The organism is Sutcliffiella halmapala, from assembly GCF_050107295.1.
GTDB classification, from domain to species: Bacteria; Bacillota; Bacilli; order Bacillales; family Bacillaceae_I; genus Sutcliffiella_A; species Sutcliffiella_A halmapala_A.
The window spans coordinates 36,264-48,486 of sequence record NZ_JBNIKR010000012.1; the positions used below are offsets into that span (position 1 = coordinate 36,264).

Below are 12,223 nucleotides of genomic sequence, written 5' to 3' on the forward strand. Positions count from 1 at the left end.
AAAGAGCCCGGATTATCCCGGACTCCTGTTGATTTTATTAACCTGCCAAATGCTGGCCACCCTGTTGCAGCTCATACATTTGATAGTATTTTCCCTTACGCTCCATCAGTTCATCATGGTTTCCTCTTTCCACAATTGCGCCGCGATCCAATACCAGGATCTGATCTGCACTCTTAATGGTAGAAAGTCGGTGAGCGATGATAAAGGTCGTTCTTCCTTTTTTCAGGACTTCAAGTGCTTTTTGGATGACTGCCTCCGTTTCCGTATCAATGCTCGCTGTGGCTTCATCCAAAATCAGGATTGCCGGATCAAAGGCCAAGGCTCTTGCAAACGAGATGAGCTGTCTTTGACCGGAGGAAAGCGTGCTTCCCTTTTCGATAACAGGCTCCTCCAACCCTTTTGGCAGAGCGGAGATGAAGTCCATTGCGCCCACATCCTGCAACGCCTTTTTTACCTTCTCCATGGAAATCGAAGGATCCTCCAAGCTCACATTGGAAGCGATCGTACCAGAGAAAAGGAAAGGATCCTGCAGAACAATGCCCATGTGCTGTCTGATTTCCTGCTTGGAAAGCTGCTGAATATCTTTGCCATCAATAAGGATTTTTCCTTTTTCAATATCATAGAAGCGGAAAAGAAGGTTCATAATCGAACTCTTTCCTGAACCTGTGTGACCGACAAGTGCCACCGTTTCCCCTTTTTGCGCCTGAAAGCTGATATCCTTCAGGACATATTCATTTTCTTTGTAGCCAAACCAGACCGATTCGAAGGAGACATTCCCTTCATAGCGGGGATGCTTTTCATCCGATACTTCCACCCCTGCTTCATCCATCAATTCAAATACGCGGGCTGCGGATACACGGGCCTGCTCCAGGTTGGCCAATTGATTGACCATCCCTGTAATCGGTCCGAACATTCTTCCAAGATAGTCCACATAGGCATACAGGACACCCAAGGAAATCATCGATCCAACACCCAATGAGGCTCCACCGAAATACCAGATGACAACCACAAACGAAATGTTACGTAATACCCCAACAAGGTTATGGGAGGTCAACGCATTCAAGCTCAACAATTTGTTCTGATAAGTGAAATGCTCCTCGTTCCACGTTTCGAATTCTTCCTTCGCCTTCTTTTGACGGCGAAACGCTTGAATGATCGTCATCCCCTGAATGGATTCATTGATGTTTCCATTAATATCGCTTAACAATGCTCTAATCTTATGATTGTATACCGATGCATACTTTCTGTAGAAAATAAACCAGATCACAAGGATCGGAATGAGCAGCAAGCTTATGGCTGCAAGCTTGGCATCCAACAGGAATAAAGCAATATAAATCCCTGTAATATAGATGAGTCCGGAAAAGAACGTCGCAAGGACCGTTACGTACAATTCCTTGATTGTTTCCGTGTCATTGGTGATCCGTGATACAACCTTACCAGCAGGAAGATGATCAAAATACTGGATCGGAAGCTTTTGGATCTGACCGAAAACATCCTCCCTCATCTTTTGGATGATGCGGTTTGCCGATGTCTGAAGGTAATAGCTTTGCCCATACTGGAAAAAGGATGAAACGACCAACAGTCCAAAGTACATCGCAACCAGATACCCGATATATTTTACCTCAGGCTGATAAAAGTCGATCAGCTCGCCGCTAGTGAGTAATGTTGCCTCATACGTAGCTGATTCCTCACCTCGGGTAATGGTGATTTCGCCATTGGAAGCATTTCTCTCGCCATCAAAAGCATTTTCTGATGGGACAAAATAATACTCTCTGCCAACCTGGAGAACCCTCGCTGTTTCTTCTCCGGTGGCTTCTGTTCCTTTTGCACGGTCCTCCCGTATATAGTACGATCCATCGTAGAAGACCTTATCCTTTCCGTCCTCCTCTGTCGCAATCCACGTTTTCTCTATCCCTAAAATGTGATTGTCGATCATACGCTTCGCAATAAACGGACCCGTAAGCTCTGCTGCAACTGCTATGGAAAGCATGATTAGCGCAAAAATGATAATTTTCTTTTGTGTTAAGGCATAGCGGAATAGCCGCTTTCCTGATTTTACTTCTTTCATGTCAACACCTCGCCTCCTTTTGGCGACTGAACTTGCTGTCGTTCAAACTGTTCTTTGTACCATCCTCCAGCTGCCATTAGCTGCTCATGCATCCCGGACTCAACAATTTCTCCGTTCTCAAGCACGATGATCCAATCTGCATGCTGTACTGCGGATAAACGGTGAGTGGAGATGATGGTCGTTTTACCTGAACGTTCATTTCTGATATTTTCAATAATGGCTGCTTCCGTTTTCGCATCCACTGCCGATAAACTATCATCAAGAATCAAAATTTTCGGATTGGCGATCAGAGCTCTCGCAATAGAAATCCTTTGTTTTTGCCCGCCTGATAAAGAAACACCTTTCTCTCCCACCAGCGTCTGCAAACCTTCTGGAAGCATCTCCAGATCTTTTGTAAATGCTGAGGATTCGATTGCCCTTGCAATCTCTTTTTTTGTAGCATCATGCTTTCCGAATAGGATGTTCTCTTTTACCGTTCTGGAAAACAACACGTGATCCTGTGGCACATAGCCGATCCAGCCTTGTATCTGCTCGAGGGTGATTCTTTCCAATGGTACGCCATCAATCGTGATTTTACCTTTGCCGATTGGGTACTCTCTCAGCAATTGCTTGATGATGGTTGTTTTCCCGCTTCCCGTCTTCCCGACAATACCAAGTGTCTGCCCCTTCTTTATATGGAAGGAAACCTTCTTTAAATTGTCCACTGTAGAGGAAGGATAACGGAATGTCACCTCGTCGAAATCAATGGTTGACGGATCATTTACCGTTACCGGTGAAGTATGGTCCGCAACATCCGCTTCATAGGCGAGTGTCTCATTGACACGGTCCAAAGAAGCGTTCCCGCGTTGCATGACGTTGATCAGCTCACCAATTGCGAACATCGGCCAGATCAGCATCCCTAAGTATACGTTAAAGCTGACAAGTTCCCCGAGTGTGATCTCCTTATGGAACACAAGGTATGCCCCGTAGCCCAACCCGATCAGGTAGCTTGCACCTACAAGCAGTTTTATAGTAGGTTCAAATAAAGAATCAATGATTGCCACTTTCACATTCTTTTTGTAGACATCATCCGTCATATTATGGAATCTGCCCTGATCTGCCCGTTCCTGCACATACGCTCGGATAACGCGTACCCCTGCAATGGATTCGAGAACCCTGTCATTCATATCACCGAAAGCATCTTGGGCTTCTGTGAAGCGCTGATGAATTTTCTTCCCGTATATATTCATCGCAAGGGCCATCAAAGGCAACGGCAGAATGGCCGCGATTGTCAGTTTCCAGCTGATGAGGAACCCCATCGTTCCAAGGATGACCAGCATGAACGCACTGGAGTCGATAAGCGTCAGCACCCCGAAACCGGCGGTGGTCGAAATCGCCTTCAGATCGTTCGTTGCACGCGCCATCAAATCCCCTGTACGATTTTTTTCATAAAAAGTCGGTGTCATCTTTAAAAGATGCCCCATCAGCTTTGAGCGTAAAGATCTTTCCACCAGGAATGAACTGCCAAAAAGCTGATACATCCAAACATACGTAATGCCATAGATAACAAAAGCAAGAACAAATAAAAAGGCAACATACTGAAAAAGCCTTTCCGGTGTAAACGCTCCAATCTGTATATCATCAATGGCCATCCCTATCATCTTTGGCGGGATAATCTCCAAAAACCCCGCAAAAATCAATAATCCTATGGCAACAGCATATCTTCTCCAATGCTCCTTAAAAAACCAACCTAATTTGCCTAAAACTGAAAGCATATGATCCAACCCCTTTCCGTTCTCCTAAAACTAAGATACCTACCCATCATCTGAAGCCTCTCTGTATGTGATTCTAAGAAACGTTACTTTTTCCATTTTCATTTCCTCCTCATTTTAGTTTGGTTAGTGGATTCTTTTGTGGAAAAAAATAGTAATACAAGCAAACAAAAAAAGGCACACCGAACGTCAGTCCGGTATGCCTGAGAATTCTCCCAATAAAAAAGCACACGCCACGTTCTTGAAGTGACCTGTGTTTGCACAATACTATTATCCCACATAAAAAATAGTAAAGGTAAGTGACAGTCAGAATTAATTCAGACTGAAAACACTCTTAGGGCAGGTCACGAGATCTATGAAGTTATTAAGCTTACCTGCAACATCACCAAAAACAACAATTAAATTAATCATCTCGAGCCCTCCTTTTCCTTTAAAATTTCTGATTCATAAATTTTCCACCCTCTAAATTTATCACCATGGACAAGATTTTGTCAATTACTAATTTTAAGATAATTAATAAGCCTAAGACGAAACACATAACAGAAAAAATAAATTGAAAATAGGGGCCAGACCCCGGCAGGAGTATCCTCGTCCATGTCGAAGGTCATTCGAATTCTTAGAGGAATATCATCTTCTCTTGCTATTTTCGGTTTTTCCTGTTATTCTTAAGAAGAATTATTTTTGTTCGGTATGTAAGGATTCAAAGTTAAGATTTAACTTTCGCCTTGATATTGTTTGAGCAAGAATAGTAATACATTTGTGCGTAAAGCACATAGGAGGTAACAACATGTTACAAGGTACAGTAAAATGGTTTAACGCAGAAAAAGGATTCGGATTCATCGAGCGCCAAGACGGAGACGACGTATTCGTACACTTCTCAGCTATCCAAGGCGAAGGTTTCAAATCTTTAGAAGAAGGTCAACAAGTTACATTTGAAATCGTTCAAGGTAACCGTGGCGACCAAGCAGCTAACGTAAATAAAGCATAATTTTTCAAAAGATAAAAAAGGCTCCCTTTATGGGGGCCTTTTTATTTTGCCCTTTTTCACCAGATTAAACCTATATGCCTCTTCATTTCCAGTTCGATTCATATACACATACTCAGGCCTTATTCACAATTCAGCCATAAGAATGTGACAGACTTGTTAAAGATGTATTTAAAATATATCTTTAACTATACACCCCCTTATAATAAAGATGTATTTAAAATATATCTTTTAAAGGAGATCTTATCATGTTAATCCAGAAAACAATTGAGATCGTAAAGTCCACTGCACCTGTATTAGCAGACAAGGGCGTAGAAATTACTACTTTCTTCTATAAGAAACTTTTCGAAAACCATCCGGAATTATTAAATATCTTTAATCATGCTAACCAATCCAAAGGACGCCAGCAAACTGCTTTGGCCAACACCGTTTATGCAGCAGCAACCTATATCGATCAGCTTGAAGTTCTGCTCCCTGCGGTTAAACAGATCGCACATAAGCATCGAAGCCTGCAAGTAAAACCGGAGCACTATCCAATTGTAGGTGAGCATCTGCTACTTGCGATCAAGGAAGTGCTTGGGGACGCAGCGACCGAGGAAATCCTGCATGCATGGGGAGAAGCCTATGGCGTCATTGCTCAAGTATTCATTGATGTGGAACAGGAAATGTATCAAGAAGCAGAAAAAGCGAATGCCGGCTGGTCCGACTTTAAAGAATTTGAAGTAGTAAGAAAAGAAGAGGAAAGCTCTGTAATCACTTCCTTCTACTTGAAGCCGGCAGACGGAAGCAAAGTTTCTCTTCATAAGCCTGGGCAATATATCACCATCCGTGTATCTATTCCAGGTGAAGAATACTTATTGAACCGCCAGTACAGTCTATCTGATGCGCCGACTGAAGAATTTTACCGGATTTCAGTCAAAAGAGAAGCGGAATTCACTCCTGAAGGGAAAGTCTCCAACTACTTTCATGATCATGTCAATGTAGGTGATAAGCTGGAGCTTACTGTACCTGCAGGAGACTTCACTCTTGATACAGGCTATGAACCTGTCTACCTCATCAGTGGTGGAGTCGGGATCACCCCTATGCTAAGTATGTTGAAGGCAATCGCTCAAACAGAGCCTACACGCCCAACGACCTTCCTGCATGCTTCAAAAAATGGAACGGTTCATGCATTTTATGATGAAGTGAAGAATTCAATGGAAACTCTGGAAAAAGGGGAAGCCATCTTTGTCTATGAAAATCCAACAGAAGAAGATCGCAGCTTCCAAAAGTTCCACTTCGATGGTTATGTAACCGAAGAAATGATCAAAGAGCTGCATGCTGAACCAGAAGCTATATTCTATGTATGTGGACCGGTTCCATTCATGCGTGCCATCCTGACCCACCTCGAAAACATCGGAGTACCAGCCGAAAAAATCAACTACGAATTTTTCGGCCCTGCGATGGATTTGAAACAGAAGGAAAGTTTAGAGGTCTAACCCACTGCATTAAAGCGCTAAAAAGGGGCCTGACCCTCACTACATTAAAGCACTAAAAAGGGGCCTGACCCCCATCGCTTTAAAGCGGTGGGGGTCAGGCCCCTTAACGTCGTTCACTTCAAACAAAGCGCCAATCACATAAAAAAACCTGCTCCAAAAAGGAACAGGGTGGTTACAAACATGTAATAAAGTAAATGGTCCTATTATTATAGCATCATTTTTTAAAAATGGATATTTATTTTTTTGCAACATGCAAAACTTTTTCTACCGTGCTTAGCAATTCCCTTGCTGCATCAGTGGGGCAAGGGGCTTGGCTAATCGCGGAAATGACAGCAACCCCATCCGCACCGGCCTCCACTACACTCGCAGCTCTTTCCTTGTCTATCCCACCGATCCCTACAATTGGCAGTGTGATTCCGGCTGCTCGGATTTCTTTGATTATATCCGGCCCTTTCACCTCATGAAGATCACTTTTCGTGCTGGTAAAATACATTGGACCTACGCCCAGGTAATCGGCACCACACTTCATTGCCTCTTGGGCCTCTTGTACATTATGGACGGAGACACCGAGTAGTTTTCCGGCGAATTTTTCTCTTATTACGGAAATTGGTCCATCCTCCTGACCGATATGTAAACCGTCTGCCCCCAATTCCAAGGCAAGTTCCACATCATCATTCACAATAAACGGGATACCGTATGAATGACAGCGGCTCATCAACGCCTGACCGAGCACTATTTTTTCCTGCCCAGATTTGGCCCCTATCCCCTTTTCACGGTATTGGAAGAGGGTAACCCCTCCTTTTAAAGCCGCATCAAGAACGGTCAGGGGATCCATTTCACGACAATTGGTGCTCCCCATCACTAAATATAACCGCATCAAATCTTTCAATTTTTCGTTTATCAAGAATTGACACTCACCCTTCTCTCTTGGTAAGCCCAGTGATTGGTAGGGCCATGGCCACTGCCTATCTGTAGGTCCTCTTCAATGGCAGCATGGATGAATTCCTTGGCTACCTGTATGGCATCCCAAACAGACTCACCCTTTGCCAGCTGAGCCGTAATGGCTGCGGCAAAGGTACAGCCCGTTCCATGTGTGTTTTTCGTGGCAATCCTCATACTCTTCAATTCATGGAAGCTATGTCCATCATAGATCAGGTCGATGAGGTCGTCTCCAAAACCGTGTCCACCTTTGATCACAACATAATCCCCTCCAAGCTTATTCAAGATCTTTGCTGCCTTCCGACGGTCCTCCATTGAACGGATTGGAATCTCCGTCAACACCTCCGCTTCCGGAATATTCGGGGTGATGACAGTTGCAAGTGGGATGAGCGATTCCCTCATGGAACGAATTGCATCCTCCTGCAAGAGCTTGGCTCCCCCTTTTGCAATCATCACCGGATCTACCACTACATTTCCCCATTGAAAGCTTTTTATCTGTTGTGCGACTGCTTCAATCAGAGCGCTGCTAAAAAGCATGCCTGTTTTTAAAGCATCCGGCTTCAGATCTTCTTCAATGGAAGAAAGCTGTTGAAGCACCATATCAATAGGGATAGGATAAACCGCTTGAACGCCTTTTGTATTCTGCGCGGTTAGGGCAGTAATCGCAGACATCCCATAGACTTTCAATTCCTGAAAGGTTTTCAGGTCGGCTTGTATTCCTGCTCCTCCACCGCTATCAGAGCCTGCGATGGTTAATGCTTTTCCTATCATGGGTGTCACCTCCGTGCTTTTTTATGTAAAAAAACTAACCAAAATACCGATAATACAAGGACTTTGCTGCCAATACATCCTTTGTGCCGTGGATGAGGACCCTGCCATCCTTGAATGCCACAAGGCGGTGATCCTCAATTTCAAAGGAGAGCAGATAAGGATTTTCCTCCACAGCTATCCCCCGTTCGACAAGCACTCTCTTAAGCTCAGTCAGATCCCTTTCCCCGGCTTTGGAAGGGCGGATCTGGATAGAGTCGCGCCCACATAGGACCGCTGTTTTTGTTTGGTTTTCAAAGGATAGATTCGGATAGGTTCTCTTTTCTCCACAGCTTTTGCAGCCTGCCTGTTTCATTTTTGCCACATCGATCGATACATAGTGGTTTTTCCAGAGGTCAAAAGAAACGAGCTTTCTTCGGCACGCTTTCTTGTTACCGGTTAACATTTTCAATGCTTCTGCCACCTGATGCGCCACCACCATTCCAACAGCAGGAGAAATGATGCCGACCGTATCGCACGTTGCTCCCCCTAGCGGAACGGCATTCAACAGACACTGCAGACATGGAGTTTCTCCCGGTAAAATGGTAAAAGAAATGCCATAACTCCCTACGCATGCCCCATAGATCCAGGGTATCTCATATTTTTGCGAAATATCATTCATGATCAGACGGATATCAAAATTATCTGTGGCGTCCAGGAGCAGGGAAACCTGTTCGTTTTTCACGAAATTCTCCAGACTTTCAGCTGTGACATCGTCTACTAGCGCAACTATCTCTACTTCCGAATTGATTTTTTCCAAACGATCTTTAGCGGCAATCGCCTTCGGAAGCTTTCCACTTGCATCCTCTTCGCTGTAGAGCTGCTGACGCTGAAGATTGCTCCACTCGACATAATCACGGTCGACAATGGTCAGCCTGCCGACACCGGCACGGACCAGCGCTTCGGCATTTCCTGTTCCCAGTGCACCTGCACCGATCAGGAGTACATGCTTTTGCCCTAAAAGCTTTTGTCCGTCTTCCCCGATCGGTGAAAATAGGGTCTGACGTGAATAGCGTTCCATTATCCCACACTCATTCCTTCGGTCGGACTGCTTGCTGTCGCATAGCGCTTTTTATCCATTCGGCCGGCTTCATATCCCAGTCGTCCCGCTTCAATGGCAAGTTTCATGGCATAGGCCATTTTCACAGGATCTTTTGCGGCTGAAACAGCGGTGTTCAATAGCACCCCATCTGCCCCCAATTCCATCGCCTTGGCTGCATCAGCTGGGGATCCGATTCCTGCATCGACAATGACAGGAACCTTTGCCTGTTCGATGATGAAGCTAAGGTTCAATTCGTTGATGATCCCTTGGCCAGAGCCGATCGGGGATGCACCCGGCATGATGGCATGTGCCCCAAGCTCCTCTAGTTTCCGGGCAAGGACGACATCATCAGACGTATACGGCAGGACAGTAAATCCCTCTTTCAACAATTCTTCTGTTGCTTTCAAGGTTTCCACCGGATCTGGTAGCAGCGTCTTCCAACAGCCGATCACTTCGACCTTGATCATGTCACACAGCCCGGATGCTTTTGCAAGCTTTGCAATCCTTACCGCCTCCTCTGCTGTTTTGGCACCTGCTGTGTTTGGCAGAAGGGTGTATTTCTCCAAATCCAACTTTTCCAAAAAGTTCGGCTGACTCGCTTCAAAAATATTCATTCTTCTAACGGCAAAAGTCAGAATCTCCGATTCGGATACATCCACCGCCTTCTGTTGAATATCAAAATCGGGATATTTTCCTGTTCCAAGCAATAAACGAGAATTAAATGTGTATGAACCAATTTTCAACATATCATCCGCCTCCTACAAAATGTACTAGTTCCAGTTGGTCACCTTCTGCAACTGTTTCAGCTGCATGAAGCTCTTTTTGCAATATCTCTTTGTTCTTTTCTACAATAACTACCTTTTGATCAAGCTGAAAATGTGATAATAATTCCGCAACGTTGGTTACTTCGTTTGGAATTTCTACATGATCGCCATTAATCCGAATTTTCATATTTTCACCTCATTGAAGGTTCTTGTATTCTATTAAGTCCAAATGCACGAGTATAATCCGGCAGCTTCCATCCATTAATCATGCAGGCAACAAGCTTCCCAGTGATTGGGGAAAGCAGGATTCCATTCCTGTAGTGGCCTGTTGCAATAAAGAGATTGGGGATGGTAGGGTGTTTCCCTAGAAATGGGAGCCCATCACCGGTTTGTGGCCTGATACCTGCCCATGTCCGTTCAAAGCTTGCATGCTCGATTGCCGGAAGAGTCCTGATTGCTTCCTTCATAAGGGAGGCCAGTCCTCCTATTGAAACTTTTTCAGAGAAAGTGTGGGGCACCATGGTGGCACCAACCACCAACCGGTTGCCGCTTTTGGGTACGATATAGCAGGAGTCTGTAAAAATAGTACTCTCCAAAACCGGCTTATCTGTCAGCACTGAAAAGCATTCACCTTTTACCGGGTAGGACGGGAGATTTATACCAAGCCCAGATAGGATCCTCTTACTCCATGCACCTGCGGTTACCACAATGGAAGCCCCTGAAAAGCTTCCTTCACTTGTTTCCACTTTTACAGTTTCTTGATGAAGTTCCTGAAGCGAATACACTTCCACATATTCTTTGATATCCGCCCCGAGCGTGATGGCAGCCTTGGCAAATGCGTGTGTCAGCTTTTCCGGATTGACGTGGCCATCCCTCGGAATATCCATTGCGCCAAGCATCTCCATCCCTAATGCGGGCTCTCTTCGCAAAACCTCTTCCCTGCTGATCCAGTCTGCCTTTTCTCCAAGTTTCTGTTGAAGAGCAATTGTCTTTTTAAGAGAAAGAGCCTCCTCTTCGTGATACGCAAGCTTCAGCATTCCTTTTTGGACCAGCTCAATATCTATACCGGTTAATTCCTTCAGGTCTTGCTGCAGGTGGGGAAAAATAGCCCTGCTTTCTTTTGCAAGTTCAAAAAGAGGACCTGCCTCGGTGACCTCCACCTGAGCACCAAGCATGCCTGCAGCGGCACTGGACGCCTTTGAGGCAATCCGCTCCTTTTCCAATAGAAGTACCTTTTTTCCGGATTTGCTTAAGTAATAGGCGGATGCACATCCATTGACACCCCCACCTATGATAATGACGTCATAGCTCGTGCCCATCCAATCCCTCCTTTCTCCAACTAGTTTGATAGGAAATTGCCGCCTCCACCGGCTCCTTGGCACTCATGATCCCGGACATGACGGCTATCCCTTTTATCCCAATACCTTGAAGCTCAGCTATTTTGTCTGGAGTAATCCCACCGATTGCAATCACTGGAACCGATATGGTAGAGGCAATTGCCCCCAGTTCCTCCATTCCTCTGGCCTTCATACCATCCTTTGACTTTGTACTGTATACGTGACCGTAGAGCAAAAACGAAGCTCCATCTTGTTCCGCTTCTACTGCCTCCTGATAGGAATGGATCGATTTTCCGACTTGCAGACCGGGGAATGAATTCCTAACCTCCGAAACTCCTAAGCTATGATACGCCAGCTGTACGCCTCCAACTCCGAGTATATGTGCCACATCCACCCGGTCATTAATGATGAGCTTTTTATGAGGAATTCCACCATGAATCAATCTTTCGACTATTTGATATAAATCTTTTGCTGGTCGATTCTTTTCCCTAACATGTATGTGGTCCACATAGGGATGAATCGAACAAAGAATGGATACCAGATCATCAGCTGTTCTTTTTCCATCTGTAATAACATGCAGCGTCATTTTCAACACCCTTTTTCCATTGGCTCCGTTAAACACCACAGTTGATTTCCGCAATAGGCTGCGCTTTCCGCGGGGCGTTTTGTGGAGCCTCCTCGGCTTCGCCTGTGGGGTCTCCGCTAAACACTTTCTCCCGCAGGACAAGGAAGGCTGCGGCAGCGATACATCGCACGAAGAAAATGCTCGCATTTTCGAGGAGTCTTCGCCTATTGCTCGAATCAACAGCTAGTAAACATAAGGAACAACACTCGTTTATTTGTGCCTTCCCACTTTTCCATTAAAAAAACCACTCTTCGCGTAAAGAGTGGTTTTGTCTATCAATGGTATGTACTTTCCTCATCCAAAATAGAACGGCTCCACTTCCCTACGCTGGTATTAACCAGATCAGGTTCGAAGGGTCTGGAAATCGTTCTTTCCATCTCAGTCACTTATGACTCCCCTAGTGATAACAAATATTCAATTAATACTT

11 protein-coding genes and 1 riboswitch are annotated in these 12,223 nt (G+C 45.0%); of the genes, 2 read left to right on the forward strand and 9 right to left on the reverse strand.

Annotation, left to right across the window (positions count from 1 at the left end):
- Window positions 1-37: 37 nt before the first annotated feature.
- Entirely contained in the window at window positions 38-2,068 is a 2,031-nt protein-coding gene (locus tag ACQCT5_RS18130; protein ID WP_499643853.1) for an ABC transporter ATP-binding protein, read from the reverse strand.
- Window positions 2,065-3,822, reverse strand: coding sequence for an ABC transporter ATP-binding protein (locus ACQCT5_RS18135; RefSeq protein WP_499643855.1), 1,758 nt, complete (start codon window positions 3,820-3,822; stop codon window positions 2,065-2,067). The genes ACQCT5_RS18130 and ACQCT5_RS18135 overlap by 4 nt, the downstream gene beginning before the upstream one ends.
- Before the next feature lie 784 nt (window positions 3,823-4,606).
- Here ACQCT5_RS18135 and ACQCT5_RS18140 point away from each other — a divergent pair.
- Window positions 4,607-4,807, forward strand: coding sequence for a cold-shock protein (locus tag ACQCT5_RS18140; RefSeq protein WP_386636799.1), 201 nt, complete (start codon window positions 4,607-4,609; stop codon window positions 4,805-4,807).
- 245 nt (window positions 4,808-5,052) lie between these two features.
- Window positions 5,053-6,282, forward strand: coding sequence for an NO-inducible flavohemoprotein (gene hmpA / locus ACQCT5_RS18145; RefSeq protein ID WP_499643858.1), 1,230 nt, complete (start codon window positions 5,053-5,055; stop codon window positions 6,280-6,282).
- A gap of 235 nt (window positions 6,283-6,517) precedes the next feature.
- Here hmpA and thiE read toward each other — a convergent pair whose 3' ends face one another.
- The 7 genes from thiE to tenI are packed head-to-tail and all read right to left on the reverse strand — an operon-like array spanning window position 6,518 to window position 11,757.
- Window positions 6,518-7,159 (reverse strand): thiamine phosphate synthase, encoded by a 642-nt coding sequence (gene thiE, locus ACQCT5_RS18150; protein ID WP_499644054.1) that lies wholly within the window; start codon window positions 7,157-7,159, stop codon window positions 6,518-6,520.
- A gap of 23 nt (window positions 7,160-7,182) precedes the next feature.
- Entirely contained in the window at window positions 7,183-7,992 is an 810-nt protein-coding gene (gene thiD / locus ACQCT5_RS18155; protein WP_499643860.1) for a bifunctional hydroxymethylpyrimidine kinase/phosphomethylpyrimidine kinase, read from the reverse strand.
- A gap of 34 nt (window positions 7,993-8,026) precedes the next feature.
- Window positions 8,027-9,052, reverse strand: coding sequence for a thiazole biosynthesis adenylyltransferase ThiF (locus tag ACQCT5_RS18160; protein ID WP_499644056.1), 1,026 nt, complete (start codon window positions 9,050-9,052; stop codon window positions 8,027-8,029).
- Complete coding sequence (locus ACQCT5_RS18165; protein ID WP_499643862.1) at window positions 9,049-9,816, reverse strand: thiazole synthase; 768 nt, start codon at window positions 9,814-9,816, stop codon at window positions 9,049-9,051. The genes ACQCT5_RS18160 and ACQCT5_RS18165 overlap by 4 nt, the downstream gene beginning before the upstream one ends.
- Before the next feature lies 1 nt (window position 9,817).
- Window positions 9,818-10,021 (reverse strand): sulfur carrier protein ThiS, encoded by a 204-nt coding sequence (thiS, locus tag ACQCT5_RS18170; protein WP_499643864.1) that lies wholly within the window; start codon window positions 10,019-10,021, stop codon window positions 9,818-9,820.
- A gap of 4 nt (window positions 10,022-10,025) precedes the next feature.
- Window positions 10,026-11,153 (reverse strand): glycine oxidase ThiO, encoded by a 1,128-nt coding sequence (gene thiO / locus ACQCT5_RS18175; protein ID WP_499643866.1) that lies wholly within the window; start codon window positions 11,151-11,153, stop codon window positions 10,026-10,028.
- Window positions 11,137-11,757: a thiazole tautomerase TenI gene (gene tenI / locus ACQCT5_RS18180; RefSeq protein WP_499643868.1), complete on the reverse strand. Its 621-nt coding sequence runs from the start codon at window positions 11,755-11,757 to the stop codon at window positions 11,137-11,139. The genes thiO and tenI overlap by 17 nt, the downstream gene beginning before the upstream one ends.
- Window positions 11,758-12,098: 341 nt before the next feature.
- Window positions 12,099-12,205, reverse strand: a riboswitch (TPP riboswitch).
- Window positions 12,206-12,223 lie beyond the last annotated feature (18 nt).

What these genes read in the sequence shown, in the direction of transcription:
- thiE (WP_499644054.1), bottom strand. Translation starts at nt 7,159, where the DNA reads ATGCGGTTATATTTAGTGATGGGGAGCACCAATTGTCGTGAAATGGAT.
- ACQCT5_RS18135 (WP_499643855.1), bottom strand. Translation starts at nt 3,822, where the DNA reads ATGCTTTCAGTTTTAGGCAAATTAGGTTGGTTTTTTAAGGAGCATTGG.
- hmpA (WP_499643858.1), top strand. Translation starts at nt 5,053, where the DNA reads ATGTTAATCCAGAAAACAATTGAGATCGTAAAGTCCACTGCACCTGTA.
- ACQCT5_RS18140 (WP_386636799.1), top strand. Translation starts at nt 4,607, where the DNA reads ATGTTACAAGGTACAGTAAAATGGTTTAACGCAGAAAAAGGATTCGGA.
- thiO (WP_499643866.1), bottom strand. Translation starts at nt 11,153, where the DNA reads ATGGGCACGAGCTATGACGTCATTATCATAGGTGGGGGTGTCAATGGA.
- ACQCT5_RS18165 (WP_499643862.1), bottom strand. Translation starts at nt 9,816, where the DNA reads ATGTTGAAAATTGGTTCATACACATTTAATTCTCGTTTATTGCTTGGA.
- tenI (WP_499643868.1), bottom strand. Translation starts at nt 11,757, where the DNA reads ATGACGCTGCATGTTATTACAGATGGAAAAAGAACAGCTGATGATCTG.
- thiD (WP_499643860.1), bottom strand. Translation starts at nt 7,992, where the DNA reads ATGATAGGAAAAGCATTAACCATCGCAGGCTCTGATAGCGGTGGAGGA.
- ACQCT5_RS18130 (WP_499643853.1), bottom strand. Translation starts at nt 2,068, where the DNA reads ATGAAAGAAGTAAAATCAGGAAAGCGGCTATTCCGCTATGCCTTAACA.
- thiS (WP_499643864.1), bottom strand. Translation starts at nt 10,021, where the DNA reads ATGAAAATTCGGATTAATGGCGATCATGTAGAAATTCCAAACGAAGTA.